The sequence below is a fragment of the Planktothrix sp. genome, from assembly GCF_046067725.1.
Lineage (GTDB): Bacteria > Cyanobacteriota > Cyanobacteriia > Cyanobacteriales > Microcoleaceae > Planktothrix.
Genome location: NZ_JBJUDF010000234.1, coordinates 19,201 through 41,987 on the forward strand (window position 1 = coordinate 19,201; position 22,787 = coordinate 41,987).

General features: G+C 40.0%; 24 protein-coding genes and 1 pseudogene. 16 read left to right on the top strand and 9 right to left on the bottom strand.

Annotated features, from left to right (window positions below):
- Positions 1-144 precede the first annotated feature (144 nt).
- The 14 genes from ACKPEB_RS14370 (at position 145) to ACKPEB_RS14435 (ending at position 9,596) form a co-directional block, all read left to right on the top strand.
- Positions 145-387, top strand: a complete 243-nt coding sequence (locus tag ACKPEB_RS14370) for a cation transporter dimerization domain-containing protein (RefSeq protein ID WP_408965610.1) — start codon at positions 145-147, stop codon at positions 385-387.
- Positions 377-514: a hypothetical protein gene (locus ACKPEB_RS14375; RefSeq protein WP_408965611.1), complete on the top strand. Its 138-nt coding sequence runs from the start codon at positions 377-379 to the stop codon at positions 512-514. The genes ACKPEB_RS14370 and ACKPEB_RS14375 overlap by 11 nt, the downstream gene beginning before the upstream one ends.
- 209 nt (positions 515-723) lie before the next feature.
- Positions 724-1,341: a thylakoid membrane photosystem I accumulation factor gene (locus ACKPEB_RS14380; RefSeq protein WP_408965612.1), complete on the top strand. Its 618-nt coding sequence runs from the start codon at positions 724-726 to the stop codon at positions 1,339-1,341.
- A 120-nt stretch (positions 1,342-1,461) separates the two neighbouring features.
- Positions 1,462-1,662 (top strand): DUF3285 domain-containing protein, encoded by a 201-nt coding sequence (locus ACKPEB_RS14385; protein ID WP_408965613.1) that lies wholly within the window; start codon positions 1,462-1,464, stop codon positions 1,660-1,662.
- 33 nt (positions 1,663-1,695) lie between these two features.
- A complete protein-coding gene (gene ybeY / locus ACKPEB_RS14390) occupies positions 1,696-2,235 on the top strand; it encodes an rRNA maturation RNase YbeY (protein WP_408965614.1) in 540 nt (179 codons plus the stop codon).
- A 252-nt stretch (positions 2,236-2,487) separates the two neighbouring features.
- Complete coding sequence (locus tag ACKPEB_RS14395; protein ID WP_408965615.1) at positions 2,488-2,997, top strand: diacylglycerol kinase; 510 nt, start codon at positions 2,488-2,490, stop codon at positions 2,995-2,997.
- Between the two features lie 11 nt (positions 2,998-3,008).
- Positions 3,009-3,596, top strand: coding sequence for an anthranilate synthase component II (locus ACKPEB_RS14400; protein ID WP_408965616.1), 588 nt, complete (start codon positions 3,009-3,011; stop codon positions 3,594-3,596).
- A gap of 39 nt (positions 3,597-3,635) precedes the next feature.
- The gene (locus ACKPEB_RS14405) at positions 3,636-4,439 is read left to right on the top strand and encodes an MBL fold metallo-hydrolase (RefSeq protein WP_408965617.1); all 804 of its coding nucleotides are present in this window, start codon (positions 3,636-3,638) and stop codon (positions 4,437-4,439) included.
- Positions 4,440-4,485: 46 nt separating this feature from the next.
- The gene (locus ACKPEB_RS14410) at positions 4,486-5,049 is read left to right on the top strand and encodes a fasciclin domain-containing protein (protein ID WP_408965618.1); all 564 of its coding nucleotides are present in this window, start codon (positions 4,486-4,488) and stop codon (positions 5,047-5,049) included.
- Positions 5,050-5,073: 24 nt separating this feature from the next.
- On the top strand, positions 5,074-5,682 hold the full coding sequence (locus ACKPEB_RS14415; protein WP_408965619.1) for a fasciclin domain-containing protein: 609 nt from the start codon (positions 5,074-5,076) through the stop codon (positions 5,680-5,682).
- 47 nt (positions 5,683-5,729) lie between these two features.
- Entirely contained in the window at positions 5,730-6,923 is a 1,194-nt protein-coding gene (locus ACKPEB_RS14420) for a tetratricopeptide repeat protein (RefSeq protein ID WP_408965620.1), read from the top strand.
- 120 nt (positions 6,924-7,043) lie between these two features.
- A complete protein-coding gene (argC, locus tag ACKPEB_RS14425) occupies positions 7,044-8,105 on the top strand; it encodes an N-acetyl-gamma-glutamyl-phosphate reductase (protein ID WP_408965621.1) in 1,062 nt (353 codons plus the stop codon).
- A gap of 189 nt (positions 8,106-8,294) precedes the next feature.
- Positions 8,295-8,813: a DUF262 domain-containing protein gene (locus tag ACKPEB_RS14430; protein WP_408965622.1), complete on the top strand. Its 519-nt coding sequence runs from the start codon at positions 8,295-8,297 to the stop codon at positions 8,811-8,813.
- Positions 8,814-8,846: 33 nt separating this feature from the next.
- On the top strand, positions 8,847-9,596 hold the full coding sequence (locus ACKPEB_RS14435; protein ID WP_408965623.1) for an MAE_28990/MAE_18760 family HEPN-like nuclease: 750 nt from the start codon (positions 8,847-8,849) through the stop codon (positions 9,594-9,596).
- Positions 9,597-9,659: 63 nt separating this feature from the next.
- On the opposite strand, the gene ACKPEB_RS14440 is transcribed toward ACKPEB_RS14435, so the two are convergent.
- The 6 genes from ACKPEB_RS14440 to ACKPEB_RS14465 all read right to left on the bottom strand — a co-directional run bounded on the left by ACKPEB_RS14440 (position 9,660) and on the right by ACKPEB_RS14465 (position 15,302).
- Positions 9,660-10,643 carry an o-succinylbenzoate synthase gene (locus tag ACKPEB_RS14440; protein WP_408965624.1) on the bottom strand — a complete coding sequence of 328 codons (984 nt, stop codon included), beginning with the start codon at positions 10,641-10,643 and terminating at the stop codon, positions 9,660-9,662.
- Positions 10,640-11,449, bottom strand: a complete 810-nt coding sequence (gene menH / locus ACKPEB_RS14445) for a 2-succinyl-6-hydroxy-2,4-cyclohexadiene-1-carboxylate synthase (protein WP_408965625.1) — start codon at positions 11,447-11,449, stop codon at positions 10,640-10,642. Before menH ends, ACKPEB_RS14440 begins: the two co-directional genes overlap by 4 nt.
- Position 11,450: 1 nt before the next feature.
- Entirely contained in the window at positions 11,451-11,639 is a 189-nt protein-coding gene (locus ACKPEB_RS14450) for a hypothetical protein (RefSeq protein WP_408965626.1), read from the bottom strand.
- Between the two features lie 165 nt (positions 11,640-11,804).
- A complete protein-coding gene (locus ACKPEB_RS14455) occupies positions 11,805-12,500 on the bottom strand; it encodes a M15 family metallopeptidase (RefSeq protein ID WP_408965627.1) in 696 nt (231 codons plus the stop codon).
- 266 nt (positions 12,501-12,766) lie between these two features.
- A complete protein-coding gene (purB, locus tag ACKPEB_RS14460) occupies positions 12,767-14,062 on the bottom strand; it encodes an adenylosuccinate lyase (protein ID WP_408965628.1) in 1,296 nt (431 codons plus the stop codon).
- A gap of 205 nt (positions 14,063-14,267) precedes the next feature.
- Positions 14,268-15,302, bottom strand: a complete 1,035-nt coding sequence (locus ACKPEB_RS14465; protein ID WP_408965647.1) for a hypothetical protein — start codon at positions 15,300-15,302, stop codon at positions 14,268-14,270.
- 383 nt (positions 15,303-15,685) lie between these two features.
- Between ACKPEB_RS14465 and ACKPEB_RS14470 the strand changes: the two genes are divergently transcribed.
- Both ACKPEB_RS14470 and ACKPEB_RS14475 read left to right on the top strand, forming a co-directional pair.
- On the top strand, positions 15,686-16,885 hold the full coding sequence (locus ACKPEB_RS14470) for a GAF domain-containing protein (RefSeq protein WP_408965629.1): 1,200 nt from the start codon (positions 15,686-15,688) through the stop codon (positions 16,883-16,885).
- Entirely contained in the window at positions 16,882-17,292 is a 411-nt protein-coding gene (locus ACKPEB_RS14475; RefSeq protein ID WP_408965630.1) for a response regulator, read from the top strand. Before ACKPEB_RS14470 ends, ACKPEB_RS14475 begins: the two co-directional genes overlap by 4 nt.
- A gap of 286 nt (positions 17,293-17,578) precedes the next feature.
- On the opposite strand, the gene ACKPEB_RS14480 is transcribed toward ACKPEB_RS14475, so the two are convergent.
- The 3 genes and pseudogenes from ACKPEB_RS14480 to ACKPEB_RS14490 form a co-directional block, all read right to left on the bottom strand.
- Complete coding sequence (locus ACKPEB_RS14480; RefSeq protein ID WP_408965631.1) at positions 17,579-18,301, bottom strand: hypothetical protein; 723 nt, start codon at positions 18,299-18,301, stop codon at positions 17,579-17,581.
- 261 nt (positions 18,302-18,562) lie between these two features.
- A complete protein-coding gene (locus ACKPEB_RS14485; RefSeq protein ID WP_408965632.1) occupies positions 18,563-20,743 on the bottom strand; it encodes a molybdopterin oxidoreductase family protein in 2,181 nt (726 codons plus the stop codon).
- Between the two features lie 1,205 nt (positions 20,744-21,948).
- A pseudogene (locus ACKPEB_RS14490) lies at positions 21,949-22,779 on the bottom strand (nitrate ABC transporter ATP-binding protein); the annotation flags it as partial.
- Positions 22,780-22,787: the final 8 nt, after the last annotated feature.

Sequence of the window (22,787 nt, forward strand, 5' to 3'; positions counted from 1 at the left end):
ACTAACTTTGGACATTTGCCCAATGCCGTTAGTACCTATCGCTTGTATTTTGAGGCATAGAGCCCACATTCTTAGCGGGATTGTAATAGTTTTTAACATTAATGACCGGATATCATTCCAAAACCTCCATCAAACAGGGCTGAATTGCTGAAACAATGGATCTCACTCGTCTGTCCTATCAGAAAAGTTGCAGTTTCCCGTCGTTTTGTCTCCCTTCATGTTTTAGTACCGGGTGCTTGGACTGTTCAGCAGGGACATGATATTTGTGAAGAGATTGAACTGACAATTGGAGGCTCGTTACCTGGAACTTATGTTTTCACTCATTTAGAACCTTTAGAAGACCCTATCTCATGGCAAGATCAAGAACTTGATCGAGATGTACCATGACTACTCAAACCTCAAGCAACAACTCCCTCAAGAACAAGCAAAATTAGCGCAACTTCAATGGCAAAATGAAAGTGGCGATCGCCCGGAAAAACAGCAAAGATTCGGACTGCGATCGGTTATAACTTGAAATTCAACTCCTAATAAAAGCGATCGCTTAGATTCACAATAGGGCGATCAAACTATCAAGATTGATCCGCTACAAAGCCTCCAAATTCATATGACAACAGGCTTTTTTCTTCGTTATCGGTTCCCAATTTCCGATTTTCGATTTCCGACCCTACTCTAAAAATGTAACAATAGATTTTGTTTATGATCTAAAATTGTTACTGCCATAATATGCGTCTCACTCGATGGACTTGTCCTCGGTTTAATCTCCGACAACCGTACTTTCAGGGTTTTAAAGGTTTCAAAACCCTACTGACAACCTTTGTTCTCATTTGTGTATTTTTTATTACCATTACTCCTTCAGCGTTAGCAAATTTAGATGATGATCACTTTGATGGTAATATTTTCGCGCTCTATGGGGGCAATGGTTCTTTAGTTCCTCCTAGAGTCACCTTAGCGGAATCCCGCAGGCAAGGTAGACCGGCTTTATTAGTCTTTTTCTTGGACGATAGCAAAGATTGTAAAAAATTTACAACCACTGTATCCGAACTTCAGCGTTTTTACGGAAGGGCTGCGGATTTTATTCCGGTTAATGTGGACACTTTATTACCTGATACCTCCTATTCGGCCGAAGAACCCGGCTATTATTACAAAGGCTATGTTCCTCAAACGGTCTTAATTAATCAGGCGGGGAAAGTCGTTCTCGATCAAAACGGACAAATTGCCTTTGAAACCGTTGATGATGTGTTTCGTCAGGTGTTTGACTTGCTACCTCGCTCTGAATCCGTTGAGTTGCGTCGACGTTCCTTTAATGAATTTAACACGGAGTTAGTGGAAACCCAGCGTTAAATTTCTCCGAGATTTTGCAGACAGTAGATTCGACTGGGCGATCGCTTCATAAAATGTAACATTTTTGTTAAAATCGAGTCAGTCGGTCTATTCTTTTCTGCAAATTCCTGAATTTAAGTGATGAATACCCCCACCTCTTCTCCTTCCACCCCAACTCCAGACCTAGAACCTGGGGTGAAGTCCAACGAACCTCAACCCAGCTATGTCAAATTAGCGATGCGAAATATGGTTCGTAAAGGCGGAAAGTCTTTGTTTCACTTTGCTTTAACCACCATGGGTTTGTTAGGATTTCTCATCGGAATGGCGTACCTAACTCGCTAAGTTTTGAAATCGTCTTCAATTTGTTAGTTATTAATGAACGTTCCGTTTGAAATCAGTATACAAAACTACTTTTGGGATGGGTCTGAGTTAGAAACTCCGTTAACTGGCGAATCTCCATCGGTTGAAATTGATTGTCCGTTGAATGAGACAGAATGGGAAAATTGGTTCCAAATTTGGCTGGAACAATTATATTCCTATCTTCCTACCGCATCGAGTTATGAGTTAAGCTTACGTCTCACGGATAATACGGAGATAGAAATGTTAAATACTCAGTATCGTTCCCAAAATCAACCCACCGATGTGTTAGCTTTTGCTACATTGGAGGTCGATTGTCCCCTACCTCCTGAAATTTTATCGACTCAATCGTTGTATTTGGGTGATATTGTGATTTCCGTAGAAACTGCTTATCATCAAGCTCAACAACAGGGACATTCCCTGAAAACTGAGTTAGGATGGTTAGCAACTCACGGGTTATTACATCTTTTAGGTTGGGATCATCCTGATGATGAAAGTTTAACCGCAATGTTAAACCAACAACGGGTGCTACTGGAAGCGATTGAATTAACGGTTTAACAGGTGAGTTTAAAATCTGCGTTCGCGCTGAAATCGGGTCAATCCTATCAGGGATAATACAAGATCAGAAATTCTGGGAATTAGGGAGAGGACAAGACAACAGAACTTCTTAAATTTCTGGATGTGCTGATTGAAAGCCGGAAATTCTAGCCATTCAATCAACCAATTATTAATAAAACTGTGATAAATTGCTGGCTAGATCAACCATAAACCGATTCAGTGCAGGCGTCATAGTCAGCAAAGGATTTACTCATGAATGCCGAAAAACCCTCTCTTTCATCCACATTTCCAACACCATTGATTCCCCTTCATCAAGGAACCACTGTATCAAAGTCACATCATCCAGATTCTATGGGGAAAAAATATGATAGGGAATTATCGTGGAAAATTGCTTCTAATTTATTCGTAAGCTTTAAATATGCTTGGACGGGAATTAGTTATGCTTTTAGAACCCAACGCAACTTTCGCATTCATACTATCATTGGAACCCTAGCAATTAGCTTGGGTCTTTTTTTACATTTAACAAGGGTAGAAATAGTGATTATTGGCTTAACCATTGGTGCTGTCATGACGATGGAATTGTTAAATACAGCCATCGAATCCGTTGTAGATTTAACGGTTGGACAGTCTTACCATGATTTAGCTCGAATTGCTAAAGATTGTGCGGCGGCGGCAGTTTTAATCTCTGCAATTGTGGCATTATTTGTGGCGTCTATCTTACTTTTCCCTCCCCTGATGGTCTGGATTCAATTTGCATTTTAGGAGTTTAAACGTTGATTATTGTTATTGATAATTACGATAGTTTTACTTACAATATTGTTCAATATTTAGGAGAACTCGGTCAAGACTTACCCATTGCTTCTGAGGTGCGGGTGTTTAGAAATGATAAAATTTCGCTCGAAGAGATTCGCCAAATGAAACCCGATGCGGTGGTGATTTCTCCGGGGCCAGGTCGTCCAGAAGATGCTGGAATTTCCCTAGAATTAATTCGAGAATTAGGGTCAAATTTACCGATTTTAGGGGTTTGTTTAGGTCATCAAAGTATTGGTCAAGTGTTCGGAGGCAATATTGTTTCTGCACCGGAATTAATGCACGGAAAAACATCTCAAGTCCATCATACTGGGGTGGGAGTTTTCCAAAATGTTGAAAATCCCTTAACTGCTACTCGCTATCATAGCTTAGTGATTGAACGAGAAACTTGTCCAGAGGTTTTAGAAATTACTGGATGGGTGGAGGATGGAACAATTATGGGGGTGCGTCATCGGGACTATCCCCATATTCAAGGGGTACAATTTCACCCGGAAAGCGTTCTCACTCGTTCAGGAAAACAACTCTTAAAAAACTTCCTAGAACAGATATAATGGTTCCCTCGAAACCGTTATATCTGTCACCCTTAACCTATGAAACGGCGAACATTAATTCAGTTAACCACCACAACGTTATTAACAACGTTAGCAACGGGTTTAACAACTCAATGGCAAAAATCCTTAGCACAATCCTCGTCTGATAATAGCTTAACCGTTCAATGGTTGGGGCACACTGCTTTTTTGTTTACAGGCGGTGGATTAAGAGTTTTAGTCAATCCTTTTCGTCAAATTGGGTGTACCAGTGGTTATCGCAGTCCGCAACAATTTAAAACGGATTTAGTCTTAATTAGTAGCCGTCTTTTAGATGAAGGAGTGATCGAAGGATTTACGGGAAATCCGGCTTTATTATATGAACCGGGTGTTTATCAATTTAATGGTACTCAAATTCAAGGAATCCGCACCATTAAAGACCGATTTGAAGGTCGAAGATTTGGGGTGAATGTAGCTTGGTTATGGAAACAAGCGGGAATTAAAATTTTACATTTAGGGGGACTAGCAGCGCCGTTAGGAATGGAGGAACGAATTTTAATAGGTCGTCCTGATTTAATGTTAATTCCTGTGGGGGGAGGCCCAAAATCCTATACTCCTGAAGAAGCAAAAAAAACCATTGAATTTCTCAAACCCAGAATTGTAATTCCCACCCATTATCGAACTTTAGCGGCGGATACAACGACTTGTGATCTTGAACCCATTGATAATTTTTTAACCTTAATGGCGGGAACCCCCATCCAAATTCAAAAAACAGATACACTAACATTCACCGCCGATAATTTACCCAAAGAAGGCCCGGTGATTGATGTTTTAAGTTATAACTTTGAGAGAAATTCCCAGAGTTAGGAATCTGTTGACCGTTAAGGGTTCCCTGATAACGGATAATTAATCTATGAATACTCAAAAAAATTACTTTCAAAACGTGAAACAAATTACTGCATTTTTAAGTGTTGTTGGGGTGCTCTTATTGGGGAGTTTTCCGGGTGAAGCACAACCTAATCATCACACCTTAACAAACTCGGTCGAAGTGGCTCAAATTCCTGCTACAAAATCCTTGGATATTGTAGATACAATCGTGAGTGCGGGTGAGTTTACAATTTTGACCCAAGCCTTGCAAGCTGCTGATTTAGTGGATATCCTGAAAGAAAATGGGCCTTTTACGGTATTTGCACCAACGGATAAAGCCTTTTCAGAACTTCCACCCGGAACTTTAGAATCCTTATTGAAACCGGAAAATCAAGAACAATTAGTTAAGATTTTGACCTATCATGTGGTTCCTGGGAAAGTTTTGTCAACTGACCTTAAATCTGGAGAAGTCGAAACCGTCGAAGGAAATACGATTAATATTGAAGTAGGTGCATCAGTCAAAGTTAATAATGCAACGGTCATTAAAGCCGATGTTCCTGCTAGAAATGGAGTGATTCATGTGATTGATACTGTGATTTTACCTGAATAATTTTTAGGCTTTAGGGAGGATGAAATGATGAATTCTTTAAGAAAAGCCAAAAACTCGATTAAAAGGGTTGGACTCCTGAGTCTTTTCAGTTTATTAACGTTAGGACTGGTTGCTCCTGTTGTCGCAGCAGAAGTTGAAAGTTCTCCCCCTTTAGAAACAATATGTCCTCAACCTTGTCAAGATGTTACTCAACAGTCGATTTCTCCAAAAGTGATTCAAAGTGTGGTGGGAGATTTAGCAACTGTTATTTTAGCGGATGAGCGATTTAAAATTTTAGGAATGGTTTTGCAATCGATTGGCTTATTAGACGCTTTAAAACAAGGAGATTTTACGATTTTTGCGCCAACGGATGAAGCCTTAGCAAAATTACCCCAACAAATTTTAGATGCTATTTTGAAATCGAGAAACTTAAACCGATTTACGGAATTATTAGAATATCATGTAGTTCCGGGTAAGGTGATGTCAACCGATTTAAAATCAGGAACCCTCAAAACCTTAGAAGGAGATTCACTCACGATTAAAACGAATCATCATCAGATTCAGGTTGGAAATGCAACGGTGATTGATGGAGATATTCCGGCGAGTAATGGGGTAATTCATGTCATTGATCAAGTTCTAATTTTACCCCAATAAGCTACAATTGTTATGATTGCATCTAATAAACTCTCCCATTTCTGGTTATGAAATTAAGCCTTTGCATGATTGTTAAAAATGAAGAGGAAACTTTAGCAAAATGTTTAAACAGTGTTCAAGGAATCGTTGATGAAATTATCATTTTAGATACGGGTTCAACGGATAAAACCCCTAAAATTGCTCAACAATTTGGGGCAAAAGTTCATTCCTTTGACTGGTGTGATGATTTTGCTAAAGCCAGAAATGCGGCTTTAAGTTATGCAACCGGACAATGGATTTTAGTGTTAGATGCGGATGAAACCTTAGCACCGGGAATTGGGAAGCAACTGCACCAAATCATGGAAAACCGTGATTTAATTGTGGTTAACTTAATTCGACAGGAAATTGGCGCGAGTCAATCTCCCTATTCTTTAGTATCTCGATTATTTAGAAATCATCCCCAAATTTGTTTTTCTCGTCCCTATCATGCGATGGTGGATGATAGTGTGGCTGAGTTAGTTCGCCAAAAACCACAATGGAAAATCGGAAATTTGGGGAATATTGCTATTTTACATGAAGGATATCAAGCCGAAACCATTGCTAAACGCAATAAATGGCAAATGGCAAAAGCTGCAATGGAACGTTATTTAACAGAACATCCTAATGATGCCTATGCTATTAGTAAATTAGGAGCTTTGTATGTCGAAATTGGAGATTTAGAGCAAGGAATTGAATTATTAAAATCAGGGTTATCTCAAGACAGTGATATAGAAGAAGGGATTTTATATGAATTGCATTATCATTTAGGAATTGCTTATGGAAAACAACAGCAATTTTCAACGGCAAAACACCATTATCAACAAGCTGTTGAGATTAATATTTTACCCCAATTAAAGCTAGGCGCTTATAATAATTTAGGCAATATTTTTAAACAAGAAGGAGAATTAGAATCCGCTAAAACGGCTTATCAAATGGCAATAGAAATTGATCCAAATTTAGCGATCTCTCATTATAATTTAGGAATGACGTTGAGAGGAATGGGAGCGTATCAAGAAGCGATCGCAGCTTATCAAAAAGCCATCGAATTAAATCCTAACTCAGCAGAAACCTTTCAAAATTTAGGAGTTCTGCTCCTACAAATTGGTCAACTTAGCGATAGTTTAATGATGTTTAAAGCCGCCATTGAACTCCACGAACAAAACAACTCCCCAGAAGCGAAACGGTTACGCCAAGGACTAGAGGAAATGGGTTTCCACGTTTGACACATCGCGAAACAATGATAAAACAGTTTTCCAAAGTTTTACAGAATCCGCTATCATGCAGCAAAAGCTGGTTAGTCGCTTGTAAAACGGATGATGTGGTTTTTCTAGGAGTTAGGTCATATGGATAATACAGAACGAATTCCCGTCGGGATTGTGGGAGCATCAGGTTATGGAGGTGTACAACTGGTTCGTCTATTACAGGATCATCCTCTGGTGAGAATTGCTTATTTAGGGGGAGATAGTAGCGCGGGAAAACCTTTTTGCAGTCTTTATCCCCATTTAAGCGAATGTGTGGATTTAGTCATTGAACCGATTGATATTGATAAAATTGCCTCAAAATGTCAAATTGTATTTCTATCCCTCCCCAATGGTTTAGCGTATCAAATGGCGCCCCAATTGCTAGAAAAAGGGTGCAAAGTGTTAGATTTATCGGCGGATTATCGATTTTCTAACTTAGAAGTTTATGAAAAATGGTATGGGGGAAACCGTCAAGATCAAGCGATCGCAGCAACGGCGGTTTATGGTTTACCAGAATTGTATCGCGATCGCATTTCTTCGGCTCAATTAGTTGGTTGTGCAGGTTGTTATGTAACAGCAAGTTTATTAGCCATTGCACCTTTATTAAAACAAGGATTAGTCGTTCCTGATACCGCTATTATTGATGCAAAATCAGGAACCTCTGGAGGCGGTAGACAAGCCAAAGTTAATATGTTATTAGCAGAAGCAGATAGTTCTGTGGAAGCTTACGCCGTAGGCGGTCATCATCGTCATACTCCAGAAATTGAAGAAATTTGTAGTGATTTAGCCGGACATGATATTTTAGTTCAATTTACCCCCCATTTAATGCCAATGGTACGGGGAATTTTAGCAACAGTTTATGCAACTTTGCGAGATCCGGGTTTAGTTCGAGAAGATTTAATTACCATTTATAAAGCGTTTTATCGCAATTCTCCGTTAGTTAAAATTTTACCCGGAGGAACCTACCCCCAAACCAAATGGGCTTGCGGAACCAACCTTTGTTATTTAGGAATTGAAGTCGATCAACGCACGGGACGAGTGATTGTAATGTCAGCTATTGATAACTTAATTAAAGGTCAAGCTGGACAAGGAGTGCAGTGTATGAACATTATGATGGGTTGGGAAGAAACATTAGGTTTACCTCAATTGTGTTTCTATCCTTAAATCGTTGTAGAGACGTGCCAGGTAGAGACGCGCCATGGCACGTCTCTACGGAATTATTTTTTCGATTTAAACTGTTTTTCTACAATACTAACAATTACACCTAAACCCCGTTTTTTCATATCCGTTGTAATATTTTCATGATTTGGCTATAATTTTAAGAATGACTGTTTCAATGAAGGCTGAGGTCTTATGGTTAAAGCAATTCAGCAAGACAGAATTACTGCCGCAGAACAGCAAATTGAGGCTAAAAAGCAACAAATTGACTATGATACTAGAGAATATACAATAGAGATGATCGTCAATAAATACTTAGAGAAAGATGATCAGGATGAAAGCGACATTTATGTGCCTGAGTATCAAAGAGAGTTTGTATGGGATATTAATCGTCAATCTAAATTAATTGAATCTATTATTCTCGGTTTACCTATCCCTCCGGTCTTCGTGGCTGAAATTCAAGAATCTGGAAGGCTAGAAATTGTTGATGGCTCTCAAAGAATTATAACTCTTGCAGCTTTTCTCAGAAACCAGTTGCGATTAACTAACTTGAGCACATTAGATTCCTTGAACGGTTTTTGCTTTAAAGATTTGGCACCATCACGCCAGAGAAAGTTTAAGAATACTCCTCTTAGAATGATTATTCTTTCAGACAAAGCCAATGAAAGCGTAAGAAAAGATATGTTTGAGCGAATCAATCCCACTAGCCATTGACGATGTTAAAGATACCCTGCTTAAGCACAGTCTATGAAAGATTTCATCAGGGAATTTAACAAGCGAGTAGCCGAGATTAATAAATATTTTGAGTTAGTAGATAGGATTGAAAACATGGGGCCTTTTTCTACGAACTCAATCATTTTTCCATCAGGTGAGTACACAGTTGATAGCGAGCTTCAAAAAATTCTGAAATCGCATTGCTATTTACTTTTATACAACTTAATTGAATCTTCGATTAGGAATGGGATAATTGCAATCCATGATGCGATTTTAATGGATCAGCTAACTTACCAAAATTTAAGTGAAAAAATTCAGAAGTTATGGTTATTAAATGATCAAAGCAAAAGCTTCATAGCTTCTAATATTAAAAAGGAAACGATAGCGAATAATCTTCAAGATACAATTAGAGCAGTTATAAAGGATGAAATAGTTACATTAGATCCAACTAATATTCCCATATCTGGCAACCTAGACGCTAAGACAATTAAAAAACTTATAGATATGTATGGTTTTCACGGTAATCTAGGAGTTCCTGATAAAGAAATAGATGTCATCCTTAACTTTATAGTTAAGATACGATGCGATTTAGCTCATGGAAATGTTTCATTTTGTGACGCATCAAATCAAATTATTTGGAAAAAGCCTGGTGACAATGCTGATGATCACAAAAGTGAATTCAGATACTTGATTGATGATAAAGAAAATATAGTTAAGTATCTGACTCATCTGCTGCAAAACATTAATGATTATATTGATAATAAAAAGTATAAAAAATCCTAGTAGAAAACTAGACATACTGGAAAATAGTTAATTTTTCAGTATGAAAATAGAAGAGGAATTCATTTAAGCAATAAACCAATGATTAATTCCAAATCCCACGGCACGATGATATAATAAAAGTTCAGATGCAAGTTTTAAAGCGGATTGTTGACCGATATTTGTTTCAAAAACTGAAGAAAAAACCGTATCGATATGATGAGTATCGCAAAAGTTTTTGAGGATTTTCGGAGAACCAAAAATAGCAGGTTTAATCACAAAAATATCTGACCATCCTTGTTGATAACAAGAGTTTAATTGTTGGAAATTAGCAACGGATTCATCTAAGGCGAGGGGGGTTGAATAGCGATCGCTTAATTCTAACATTAATTCTAACTGAGAAATCGATAAAGGTTGTTCTAAAAATTCAATTTCGATTAATTTATGATCTGCATTAATTAAATCATAGGTTTCTAACCAGCGTTGCGCTTGTTCAAAGGTTAAACCGCCATTTGCATCTAATCTCAGACGGATTTTTGAAGTTCCAGATAGAAACCGGGTTTCTTCAAGAAACCGGGTTTCTAGGGTTTGTGTTATCTTGTCTATTAACTGTTTAAAAAGATTAATTTCTTCTGTAATTGTATCAACGCCTATTTTCCATTTTAAGGTCTGATATCCTTGTTGAAATAAAGGTTCCCAAACGGTTAATGCTGTTTCTCCAGTGGGTAATAATCCGCTATACTGAAGTTGGGATAAATCAACATCTGCGTTAGCATTTAACTCCATAAATGCAGATTCAAACCCAAACTGACAAGCGGGTAAAGAGTCGGGAATGGTGAAAATTGTTTCAATTGAAATGACAGAGGAAAGTTGTTGACAAAACGCGATCGCATCTTCTAAGGTTTCTGACCCAAACCAACTTAAAGGCGCAATTTCCCCCCATCCAATTCTACCTTGTTCATCGGTTAAACTTAAAATAATTCCAGAGCGCGTTTCCCAAATTCCGTAAGCGGTTTTCAGAGGCGTTTTAAAAGAACGTTGATAAGGTTCAAATTGAAATTGATAGTTCATTCCGATACAAATTTAACAAGAGCTTCCATCCAGGCGTGAGGGTTTTCGATTAAAATATTATGACCACAATTGGGGATAATTTGCAACTGGGAAACCGGACATAACTGTTGCATTTCTTGGTTAATGCGTTTAAATTTTTGATCAAGTTCTCCGACTAATAATAATAACGGAATTTGATTGGAAGAAAGTTTTTCCCACAAAGACGGTTGATTTCCAGTTCCTAAATAACGCAGAGATTTTGATAATTCTTGGGGATTATTATTCAAACGATGGTTAAAAATTTGTTCAAATTCGGGATGATTTCTCAAGGTTTTGAACAAAGGTTGATGATACCATTCTTCTAAAAATTCTTTGAAATTTAAGGTTTGTAATTGTTCGGCTTTTTGAAGATCGGAAATTAACCGTTGTAAGCGTTCTGCTTCGGTTTTAAGTCCTGGGGAGGTTGATTCTAAGATCACTTTTTTAAAATATTGAGGAAAATAAAGGGTTAAATATAATCCTAATCTTCCTCCCATAGAATATCCCATTAAATAACATTGGGAAATCTGAAGATAATTTAATAATTCTATCAACCCCGTTGCGGTTTCTGACATTCTATAATAAATATCATCCCCTAAGACTTGGGTTTGTCCATGTCCGGGGAGGTCAAGGGTTAAGCAGCAAAACTGGGAAAATAAGGGGGAAAGTCGGGTGTTAAAATCCTGACTATTCCCTAGAAATCCATGTAAAAATAAAATAACAGGTTGATTAATATCGCCGTTTAGGGTATAATAAAATCGGTAATTATTTAACCTTAAAAACGGCATTTTAATCCAGCATCCAATGTAAAAAGGGTACAGAAGCGGCACAAAAAGCCATAAATCCAAATAACCCTAATAACATTCCAAAAAATAAGAATTCTTCGCCTTTTTGTTTTGCGAGTTTAACAATAAAATAACTATAACCGTAACAGGCGATAAAGAAAATAACGATAAATGCGGTGAAGTAATACTGCATTGTGTTTTCGCTCAATTTTAGATTCAGCTAGGTTTAAGTAGCTATACTTAGAATTTTACTCCAATTTTCTGAAATAGGGGAGATTTGAAATAACTTGAAAGAATAAAGTTAAAAAACTTATCTAAACTTAGCAATTGGGGCGAGAAAACCTCGCCCCAACGGGTGTTAACGAATATTTTCTAATGGAACATCTAAAAGGCCATATTTATCCCATCCTGGGGCATCAAAATGCCACCATTCGGTAATTAATGGGATGAATCCTTGTTGTTTCATTTTAGCCGCTAATAAGTCACTATTACGACGAACTTGGGGGGAATTTCCAGGGTAATCTCTTGCGGCTTTATCGGTAAAATCATCAAAAGCTGTTGGCATTTCTAACTCTGCGCCTGTGCGTAAATCAACTAAAGTTAAATCAACTGCCGCCCCTCGGTTATGGCGAGACCCTCTTGCGGGGTTTGCGACATAACGGGTATCGGGTAAAATTTCCCACATTTGTCGCGTTACTGATAGGGGACGATAACAGTCATAGACTTTTAATCCTAACCCCATTCCCTCTAAATCTTGTTGTACCCGTGATAACCGTTGGGCAACATCAGACCGTAATAAACAACGGGGAACTGAATACAGTTTTTTCTTTAAAAAATTGTTGGTTGTGGCATACCGAATATCAAGACGAATATTCAAGTTAACACTTCTAATATCCACTAATTTTTCAGAAGCCGGAACTTGATTATAATCTTGAACCACAACTGGAGGCGGAGAAGCCGCAGGAGAAGCGGGAGGAGGCGTTAAATTTTGGGCATTTACGGGGTAACAGTTCACACCCAAAATTAGGAATAAAAATAAAAATAATCGCATCATAGGTTTAGGAAGATTCAGGTTAAAAGAAGGTTGATATGAGTCGTTAGAAACCGGGTTAATTTAGGGAATATTTGATAATCTAGCCAGGATCAATGAAGTGTAAAAAAGTATGAGCAAGAAGATTAATTCTGAACAATATCCAAATTTTAATTGTAGGGGCGAGGTACGCCTAACCCCTACAATTAATTGGATTTTAATCTATTTTTCTGGCTCATTGAGATTAACTATCTATCCCTCATCAGAGATTGAAACCCAGTTTTTAACGTTTAAATATCTAACCGTTGATAAATTTGATCAAGGTTTTTCAAGTGATGTCGGGGGTCAAAACAAGCATCAATTTCTTCAGGAGATAATTGAGCTTTAACTTGTTCGTTCTCCCTAATTAATGCTTGAAAATCCCCATCGGTTTTGTTCCAAGCGGTATGGGCGCAAGATTGCACAATTTTATAAGCTTCCTCGCGGCTTATGCCTTTTTCAACTAAGGTTAATAACACCCGTTGACTAAAGACAACTCCACCATACAGGTTCATATTACGCTGCATATTTTCGGGATAAACTAACAGATTTTTGACTAAATCTGTGAGTTCAACTAACATAAAATGAGCCACCGTTGAAGAATCAGGTAATATCATTCGTTCAACGGAACTATGGGAAATATCCCGTTCATGCCAAAGGGCAACATTTTCTAACGCAGCGACCGCATTTCCCCGAATAATTCGCGCCATTCCCGTTAGACGTTCACTGCGAATGGGGTTGCGTTTATGCGGCATTGCAGAGGAACCTTTTTGACCTTTAGCAAAAAATTCTTCTACTTCTAAAACATCAGTGCGTTGTAGGTTACGAATTTCCACCGCAAACCGTTCAATACTTGCCGCTAATAACGCTAAAGTTTGTACATATTCGGCATGAATATCACGGGAAATCACCTGGGTGGAAGCGGTATCGGGTTCGAGTCCTAATTTTTGACAAGCGATCGCTTCGACTCTGGGATCAACATTAGCATAGGTTCCCACAGCCCCAGAAATTTTACCCACCGCAACGGTTTGACGCAAACGCACCAAACGTTCCCGGTTACGGCAGACTTCCGCCAACCATCCCGCTAATTTAAACCCAAAGGTGATGGGTTCGGCGTGAATGCCATGGGAACGACCAATCATCACCGTATCACGATGTTGTTGGGCTTGGTAACGAATGGCTTGAATTAAAGCTTCTGTGCGTTCTAATAACACATCCACACTCGCCACCAACTGCAAAGCTAAGGCGGTATCTAAGACATCAGAACTGGTTAAGCCTAAATGAATGTAACGTCCAGCATCCCCGACATATTCGTTGACATTGGTTAAAAACGCAATCATATCATGGCGGACTTCTGCCTCAATTTCCAGCACCCGCTTGATATCAAAATTCGCTTTAGCTTTAATTTCTTCAACGGCTTCTGATGGAATATATCCTAACTCTGCCTGCGCCTCACAGACGGCAATTTCTACTTGTAACCAAGTTTGCAGCTTGTAAGTTTCTGTCCACAAATTGCCCATTTCGGGCAAAGTATACCGTTCTATCATATTGTAGGATTAGATTTTATCACATTGATGTTAAAAGAGACGTGAATCGAGCAACAGTAGACGATGAAACGGTTTAATCTCAATTCCTGATCTACGGCATCTCAACAACGTCACTCACATCCCCATTCAGCACAACTGTTTCATTTTAACTTTTCATGGGAATTCGCGATAGCGGGATCTGATCGGAAGTGCTCAAAAACCAGGTTTACTCATGATCGGATAGAATTTGTAACCGAATTCGACCTTCACTACCGTCTCCTAATTGCACTTCAATAATTTGTCCGGCTAACTGTTCTAAACATCCTAAAAGCGATCGCAAATGGGGGGTACTTGCTCCCGTATCGACATATAATCGATCCGCTAAACTTCCGACTCGTTTCCAACTGCTATACAGTTTAACCATGGTTTGTTCGAGCACAGTCGCTTGTTTAACTAAATCAGAAGCCGTATTTAAACATCCCACCCGTAAGGCTTCTTCTAATGCCATTTCCATATCCACAGAAGATTGATTTAACGCTTGAACTTGAGCGGCTGCATCTAAATATTTCGATAAATTTTTAGCTTCGGATGTTAACTGTTTAATCGTATCAACATCGGGATTTTCTATCATTTCCCGTTGCAATTCTGTGATGTGAGCTTCGGGTAATTTTTCCAGTTCTCGAACCAAGGGAGCCAGATATCGAGGCGGCATGGAACCTTCTGTGGCTTTTTCCCGAATTTCATCAGGAATTAAATCCGAACTCATCGCCGTCCATTCATCATTTAATTGTCGAACTTCACGGCGAGTAATGCGATCGCCTTTACAAGCGGCATCACTCACCATTTGTTGCACTTCTGCGGGAGCTTTTGCCGTTTCTACAAAGGCTCTTTTACTAAAATTATTAATCGCATCTGGGTTCAGATGTCCCTGAATTAATAAAGTATCAGCACTATTTGCTAATTCAATTAATGCGTAGGCTTGACTTTTGCTAATTTCTCGTTCTTTTAACCAATTTAAAAACCCTGTACCTCGTCCTTCGCCGCCTTTTTTCTCACGATCGCGGACAACTCTTAAAATTCTACCTCGCCAGATTTCCGTTTGCAAATCGAAGCGATCGCAAACTTTCCAAGCGACATCAATTTGGCGTTCAAAATCGAATTCAGGAATTTCTGCTTCTGGATCAGGCAGTTCAAAATGGAGATCCTGAAATTCAGCTAAGACTTGGGCTAGTTCATCAGGAGTTTGAGGATGATCGGCCATCGGATGCAAAGGCGGGTTGGGAGACTGCCGGATCATTATTGCACAATTAGGGAACTTCTGGAATAGTTCGATCTTTTTTAAGGGATGATGATATTCTTTACAATTCCTTTAAATTTGCTCTATAAAATAGGCTGATTAGTCGTTTGAGTTGCATTTGTAACTTATTCGGTTTATAATGACAATAGAACAATCGGAAATTTTTACATCGAGTAAAGTTTTGCTCCATTGCTATAAATTTTAGTCATTTCATCAAAATTTGACTAAATTTAACTAGAAAATGATGAAAATTTATCAAGTTTGGGGCTATTAACCTATCTGTTCTAATTGTGTCGTGCGGTTAGCCAACTAACATTTAATATCATAAAAAAAGTGAGCTTAGGGACATGAAAGCTCTGCAAACTGATGTCTTAGAAGCAGGACGCATATACAAGTCGATGGGTGCGATTCCGGCTCGGATGTTGCGATCAAAAATTTATCGAGCGTGGGAGCGATCACACCTGCAAGGTGCTAACCCCTATACCCTCCAAGCTGAAAAATTATCACCTTCCGATACAGAAGATTTAATCACGAAAAATAGTGATTTAATCCGAGTTGCCAGTCCTTACATTCGGATGCTGTCACAGGCGGCAGGGGTTGATCGTCATGCTGTCATGTTAAGCGATCAGCAAGCGATTTTATTGGATGTTGTGGGTGATAAGCAGACGGTACAAGAAACAGAATCTTTCCCAGGGCCAGGTTCTCTGCTGTCCGAATCTGTCGCGGGTGCAAACGGCATCGGGACGCCTCTAGCCGAAGCTGATTATGTGGAAATTATTAGTGCAGAGCATTTTATTGAGGGGTTTCATCCGTTCACTTGTCAAGGAATTCCGCTACGCAATGACAAACAAGAAATTGTCGGGGCCCTGAGTATCTCAATGCTGCGTCCAGATGCAGGACAAAGACTTAAAGAAATATTACTATGCGCTTCTCACGGCATTGAAGCGGACTTATTAGTTGCTAACTTAGAAAAACATATTCGTCGGGTATTAAAGTCTAATCCCAATGAATATCAGCCCCTAGAAGATTTACGTCAGGATGTTATTCAAGCGAATCATGCCGCACGCTTAAAACTGGAAGTGGTGTCGCGGATGGTGGCGGTTAACCGTTTAGACTACGCGATGCAATTGTTAGGACAGGCTGAACATTCTATTGACATCTTTCGGCGTCGTGCTGAAATTTGGCGCACTTTAGCTTCCTTTGAAATTGGCACAGTTCAATCGGTGTCGCTAACTGATCAGATCTCTAATTTAATCGATGTTCTCTCAACGGAAACCGCCATCCGCCAGGTTACAATCTTACCGGACTGGTACGAACCGATCACAGTTTTTGCTGATCCGAGAAGCCTTTTACATGATTTACTGCGTTATTTTCTTCAAGCCTTTGATCAAGCTGGTAAAGGAGGAAAAGTCCAAGTAGTTGTCCATAAAACTGCTAATGAAGAGTTAGTAGAAGTTAGTTTAAAAGCGATTTCAGTCGTTAATTTATCTTTATCAGCACCTCATTCACAGGTTTTTTATTTACCGATCAAAAGGACTCCCAGATGAACACTCAGAATGCAAAAAAGCGAAAAGTTGTGATTGCCGATGATGACGATGCCAGTAGAGCGATCCTCACGTTTATTCTTGAGGAGGAAGGTTGGGAGGTCAAAGAAGCTAAGGATGGGAAAGAAGCGGTGGAAAAAACAATTGATGAGGAACCCGATTTATTAATTTTAGATAATAGAATGCCTGAACTAACTGGGGCAGAAGTTTACCACAAACTACAACTCCAAGGAATTAAATTAGCCGTGATATTAGCAACAGGTTATGGCGAATTAGAATCTCTCGCCACCTCATTAGGAATTTCTTATTTTATTTCTAAACCCTTTGATATTCCTGAATTATTAATCATGATCGAATCTGCTTATGCCAATTCACTGACTGAAAACCAATCATTCCGATCGCAGGGGTAATCGGAGTGAGTTGGTTTTAGGTATTGATTAAATAATCAAGTGTATGTGCGAACTCCCCCTTACAACATTATCTCCTCAGCGAAGAGTTTTGTCAACCCCCTGCATTCTTCTCTTTAGGCATCAACGTGATTAGCAATCTGACGACAGGAAGCTAGAGCACGACGCATTACAGTTAAGACTGGGGAGTGAAACCAGTAAACTGTTTCACTTCTTACTGTTCCCAGTGAATCGTAGTTTCCTCGAAAAGTAGTGCTATAGCTGTTTGCGATGGGGATACACCCTAAAGTTAACGAGTGTAACGCCCATTATTCGGATAGGGTTGGGGATAAGGTTGATTGTTGCGATTATTATAACGATCATAGCGATCGCGATTATAATTGCCTGAATCATACCGACCATTATTATAATTTCCGTTATTTTCACCCCGTCTCCAAGAATCATATTCTTGATCTAAACGTTGATCTAAAGCATTATGAGCATCTCGAATCATCTGGGCTTTTTGGGCTTGGGATAAATTATTATATTGAGGTTTTTTCACCTCTTGACGCATTTGTTGTTCTAACTCTGCATGACGACGTTGACGATATTGATCAAATGATTGTTGGTTATAACGATCATTGTTATTGTTATTACGGTTATTGTTATTACGGTTATTGTTATTGCGGTTATTGTTATTACGGTTATTGTTAGATTGTCGTTGTTTTAAAGCGTCATATTCTTGATCTAAACGTTGATCTAAAGCATTATGAGCATCTCGAATCATCTGGGCTTTTTGAGCTTGGGATAAATTATTATATTGAGGTTTTTTCACCTCTTCGCGCATTTGTTGTTCTAACTCCGCATGACGACGTTGACGATATTGATCAAAATTATTTTGAGCTAAAATTAAATCTTGGGATGGTTGTGTTGGAGATTGGGTGTTAATACGGGTATTAGGAATGACAGCATAAGCTGGAAGTATATAACTGGCTGCTAATACCAATGTTGCTAAGGTTAATGTCGGTTTCATAGGTTCACTCAACTTAATAAAATAGAGGATTCTTTTGTTAATTTTAAGCTATAATTTTTTAAGGTTAGTTTGCATCACCCTGAAAGGAGAGTTTAACAGTTGTGATCAGAATTCCGAGGTGATCTAGGAAAAGGTAAGTCAGCAATTTTTCTAACTCCTGACTTACTTTAATAGTCGATGGACATTGCCAAAGGTTCCCTAGCCAGCGAGAACCCAAAAACCCAATTTCTCTCGATATTTAGTAAAAGCTTTAAGAGTTAATCAACTATCCACTTCTTGACTGAGCACGGATAACGGTTGAGTGATGATAGATTGAGGAATTAATTGAACAGCACAGGCTTTTAATTCCGGTTGGCGGGAGTCGGGACAGGCATGAGGGTGGGTTAAAGTGTTAGCTTCCGCTTCCGTTGCCCATAATGCTCCCCAGTGCATGGGTACAAATACGGTTCCAGGGGCAATAAAGGCGGTAATTTTAGCGGGAAATTGACAACTTCCTCGTCGAGAACGCACTTCAATCATATCGCCATTTTGAATTCCTAAATGCCCTGCATCTTTGGGATGAATTTCAATAAACGGGTCAGGGTGCATTTGTTGGGTTTTGTTGGTTCGTCCGGTGCGGGTGAGGGTGTGCCAATGACCATACAAACGACCGGTTGTTAACACATAGGGATAATTGGGATCACTGGGTTCGGCTAACCCTTTAGAATGATACCCAGCAAAAATCGCCCGACCGTCAGAGGTGGCAAAATAACCATCGGTGTATAAGCGTTTGGGTTCAGGATCATGACATCCTTCTGGATAAGGCCATTGGGTCGGCCCCTGTTGCTGTAAACGGTCATGGCTTAACCCGGACATATCACAGGGACGACCTGACGTCAGTTGCACAAATTCTGCATAAACTTCAGCCGAGGTTTGAAAGGCAAATTGTTCCTTAAACCCTAAGCGTCGTCCGACTTCGGCAAAAATCTCCCAGTCGTGTCGAGCTTCTCCAAGGGGTTGATCGAACCCTGGACAATAGGTAACGCGGCGTTCTGAGTTGGTCATTACTCCCGTTTTCTCACTCCATTGGGTAGCAGGAAGGAGAACATGGGCATAAGCTGAGGTTTCGGTGGGATAGTAGGCTTCTTGATAAACGGTAAAGGGAGATTTTAATAAAGCGGCTTTGGTGCGTTCGAGATCGGGCAAACTAACGGCTGGGTTTGTGGCGGCGATCCAAAGAAACTGGACTTGATCTTGTTCTAAACCTAAAACCATATCCCAAATGGTGCGTCCGGGGGTGGGGGAAATATGACCTTCAGGAAGATGCCAAAACCGTTCAACTTCAGCCCGGTGTTGCGGGTTACTGACAAAGCGATAACCGGGTAATAGATGGGCTAAACCTCCGGCTTCCCGTCCGCCCATTGCGTTTGGTTGTCCAGTCAGGGAAAAGGGGCCACATCCGGGCTTCCCAATTTGACCTGTCATTAAGTGTAGATTAATCAGTGATCGGACTTTTGCAGTGCCTTCAGAAGATTGATTTAACCCCATTGACCATAGGGATAAAATCCGTTTAGACTGTTGCCAATAGCGGGCTGCGGTTTCTAAGTCTTCAATAGGAATTCCACAGCGTTCAGCGACAATATTGGGGGTATAGGATTGTAAAAGTTGAGCATATTGTTGAAAATTGCGGGTACATTCATCAATAAATAGTGCATCAATATCTCCCCATTTTAATAATAAATAACCAATACCATTCAATAAATCAATATCGGTTCCAGGGCGAATGGGTAAATGTAGATTGGCGGCTTCTGCGGTTGGGGTAGATCGAGGGTCAACAACAATTAATTTAACGTCAGGATTTTTTTTATGATATTTAGCGAAACGATTAAAAATAATCGGATGACATTCGGCGGTATTACTGCCTACGATAAATGCACAATCGGTTAATTCTAAATCTTCATAACAACAGGGTGGGCCATCGGAACCCAAGCTTTGGACGTAACCAGAGACAGCCGATGACATACATAAACGAGAATTAGCATCAAAATTATTGGTTGCTAAACACCCTTTCATTAGTTTTTGGGCGATATAATAATCTTCGGTAACAAACTGACCGGAACCATACATACATAAGGCATCGGAACCATACTGGCTGCGAACAGTATTAATCCGATCCACAATTAAAGTTAAGGCTTCATCCCAACTGGCTTGTCGGAAGGGTTGATCTAAGGTTTCTCGGATCATTGGGTGTAAAAGGCGATCGCGGCGAATAGATTCTGTGACGGTAGCTCCTTTAACACACACCATGCCTTGACTAGAGGGATGTTGGCGATCGCCTCGAACTTTCCAAACCGGGTTTCCTTGGGTATCCCGTTTAATGTCTTGATCAGAGGTTGGTGTAGAGACAATTTCTAAACCACAACCTACACCACAAAAGGGACAAAGTGTTTTAATAGGATTCATAATGTTATTAGAAAAAATGCTAAATTCAAAAAATGAAGTGAAAATTTAATATGAAATATAGATTAGAGTGAGAAATTGGGAGGAGTATAGGTTCCCAATTCCTCATCATTGATCATCTATTGAGCGGGTTTGATTTCTAATGTTCCTTCCGGGTCAAAAGTTGCCTCAAATTGAGTATAGGGAGTTTGAGTAACATCCGACTTGACTAACTTTGGCAGAGGGGTATTGTTAACATTTTGAGTCGCATCGGGAGATTGAGCTTCATAACTTAAAATATCCCCAGTGCGACTCACTTTAACAATATAAACAGAGACGGCTGTGACGGGTGTGTCTGTCCAAGCTTCATTAATCGTAGCAAAAACCGTTTCATTTAGCTGTTCAAGCTCTCCAGCACTCAAAGTGGCTGCTGTGGTGCTGCTGGCTACTGTTGTTGAGTCAGTAGGAGAGAAAGTTCCCTCTGAAACAGGAGAAGCTGTGGTTGTCGGGGATGTTGCCGTTACAGAAGGTGAAGTTGTCGCCGAGGTTAAACTCTCTGGGGTTGGGGATGCCGTGGCGATGGGAAACGGAGAAGCCGTCAGGGATGGGGAAGTTGTGGTTGTTGGTGATGTTGCTGTTGTTGAACTAGGGGTTGTGGTTGATGCCAAACTATCAGGACTCGGTGACGTTGTTGGGATGGTATTAGGGGAGAAAGTTGGCGTTGAACCTAGAGCGGGAGAGGGACTGACCGTTGGAATGGGAGAGGGCGATAAGGTGGCTGTGGGGCTTGGTGATAAGGTGGCTGTGGGTGTCGTGATGGGAGTAACCGTTTGAGTAACCGAGGTGGATGTTGTAGCCGTAACCTCAGAGGGAGATTCTGTTGTTTCTGCCTCTTGGTTGGTGGTGGATGTTGGGTTTAAGACTAATGATCCGACTAAGGTCGCAATAATCACTCCCCACAAACCAAATAATATCCCTGTTTTCATCGCAGGTGACATTTCTTCTGATGGCATTGGGGGTGCAGGATCAGGCGCATAGGTTAACTCAGGTTCAGAAGGTGTAGCATAAGGATTGTCATTGGGGTTCGGTTGATTGGGTTGCATCTTGAGCACCTCTACTGATCGATGACTAGAACTGGGTGCTATTGTAGTGCTTTGTGCCGATCCCATGTCAGGGGTTGTCTCTTCGGTTTTTTCTGGGATGATCTCTGCGATGGTCTCTTCGTCTTCCTCATGATGGGCAAAACGTCGGAAGAGAAAATCGAGGGCATAGTTCCGTAATTCATAATATCGGGGGTCTTCCATAATTTTCGCCCGATTTCTAGGACGGGAGAAGGGAATGTCTAAAATCTCCCCAATTTGGGCGGCGGGGCCATTGGTCATCATCACTAAACGATCGGCTAAAAACAAAGCTTCATCAATATCATGGGTAATCATCAACACGGTAATGCGATGATCTTGCCAAATATTAAGAAGTTCTTCTTGTAATTCTTCGCGGGTAATTGGGTCTAACGCGCCAAAGGGTTCGTCTAAAATTAAGATTTGGGGACGAGTGGCTAGGGCGCGGGCGATGGAAACCCGTTGTTTCATGCCTCCTGAGAGTTGAGCCGGTTTTTTATTGGCTGCTTCGGATAACCCGACTAACTCTAAATTTTCTTTGACAATTTCCAGTTGTTCGGCGGTTGATTTGTCAGGATATACTGACTCAACGCCTAAGTGAATATTTTCTTTAGCGGTCAACCAAGGTAACAGGGAATAATTTTGAAACACCACCATCCGTTCTGGGCCTGGTTCAGTGATCAGTTGTCCTTGAACGGATACAACTCCGGTTGTGGGTTGATTAAACCCGGCTACCATATTTAAAAGCGTGGATTTTCCGCACCCTGAGTGACCAATAATGGAGATAAATTCACCTTCTTTAACCTGAAGATTGACATCTTCAAGCACAATATATTTCCCTTTTGGGGTGTCATACACTTTGGAAACTTGATCAATCACTAAAAAGGCATCGGATTTTGAGGAAGAATTGGGTTTAGAGGAAATATTATCTAAAATTTGCATAAGGGTTG

Excerpts from the sequence above, each read along its gene's own strand:
- ACKPEB_RS14455 (WP_408965627.1), bottom strand. The coding sequence starts at position 12,500 with ATGATGCGATTATTTTTATTTTTATTCCTAATTTTGGGTGTGAACTGT.
- ACKPEB_RS14465 (WP_408965647.1), bottom strand. The coding sequence starts at position 15,302 with ATGGCCGATCATCCTCAAACTCCTGATGAACTAGCCCAAGTCTTAGCT.
- ACKPEB_RS14395 (WP_408965615.1), top strand. The coding sequence starts at position 2,488 with ATGAATGCCGAAAAACCCTCTCTTTCATCCACATTTCCAACACCATTG.
- purB (WP_408965628.1), bottom strand. The coding sequence starts at position 14,062 with ATGATAGAACGGTATACTTTGCCCGAAATGGGCAATTTGTGGACAGAA.
- ACKPEB_RS14485 (WP_408965632.1), bottom strand. The coding sequence starts at position 20,743 with ATGAATCCTATTAAAACACTTTGTCCCTTTTGTGGTGTAGGTTGTGGT.
- ACKPEB_RS14420 (WP_408965620.1), top strand. The coding sequence starts at position 5,730 with ATGAAATTAAGCCTTTGCATGATTGTTAAAAATGAAGAGGAAACTTTA.
- ACKPEB_RS14475 (WP_408965630.1), top strand. The coding sequence starts at position 16,882 with ATGAACACTCAGAATGCAAAAAAGCGAAAAGTTGTGATTGCCGATGAT.
- ACKPEB_RS14450 (WP_408965626.1), bottom strand. The coding sequence starts at position 11,639 with ATGCAGTATTACTTCACCGCATTTATCGTTATTTTCTTTATCGCCTGT.
- ACKPEB_RS14380 (WP_408965612.1), top strand. The coding sequence starts at position 724 with ATGCGTCTCACTCGATGGACTTGTCCTCGGTTTAATCTCCGACAACCG.
- ACKPEB_RS14435 (WP_408965623.1), top strand. The coding sequence starts at position 8,847 with ATGAAAGATTTCATCAGGGAATTTAACAAGCGAGTAGCCGAGATTAAT.
- ACKPEB_RS14405 (WP_408965617.1), top strand. The coding sequence starts at position 3,636 with ATGAAACGGCGAACATTAATTCAGTTAACCACCACAACGTTATTAACA.
- ACKPEB_RS14440 (WP_408965624.1), bottom strand. The coding sequence starts at position 10,643 with ATGAACTATCAATTTCAATTTGAACCTTATCAACGTTCTTTTAAAACG.
- ACKPEB_RS14480 (WP_408965631.1), bottom strand. The coding sequence starts at position 18,301 with ATGAAACCGACATTAACCTTAGCAACATTGGTATTAGCAGCCAGTTAT.
- ybeY (WP_408965614.1), top strand. The coding sequence starts at position 1,696 with ATGAACGTTCCGTTTGAAATCAGTATACAAAACTACTTTTGGGATGGG.
- ACKPEB_RS14410 (WP_408965618.1), top strand. The coding sequence starts at position 4,486 with ATGAATACTCAAAAAAATTACTTTCAAAACGTGAAACAAATTACTGCA.
- ACKPEB_RS14375 (WP_408965611.1), top strand. The coding sequence starts at position 377 with ATGTACCATGACTACTCAAACCTCAAGCAACAACTCCCTCAAGAACAA.
- ACKPEB_RS14470 (WP_408965629.1), top strand. The coding sequence starts at position 15,686 with ATGAAAGCTCTGCAAACTGATGTCTTAGAAGCAGGACGCATATACAAG.
- argC (WP_408965621.1), top strand. The coding sequence starts at position 7,044 with ATGGATAATACAGAACGAATTCCCGTCGGGATTGTGGGAGCATCAGGT.
- ACKPEB_RS14385 (WP_408965613.1), top strand. The coding sequence starts at position 1,462 with ATGAATACCCCCACCTCTTCTCCTTCCACCCCAACTCCAGACCTAGAA.
- menH (WP_408965625.1), bottom strand. The coding sequence starts at position 11,449 with ATGCCGTTTTTAAGGTTAAATAATTACCGATTTTATTATACCCTAAAC.
- ACKPEB_RS14415 (WP_408965619.1), top strand. The coding sequence starts at position 5,074 with ATGATGAATTCTTTAAGAAAAGCCAAAAACTCGATTAAAAGGGTTGGA.
- ACKPEB_RS14430 (WP_408965622.1), top strand. The coding sequence starts at position 8,295 with ATGGTTAAAGCAATTCAGCAAGACAGAATTACTGCCGCAGAACAGCAA.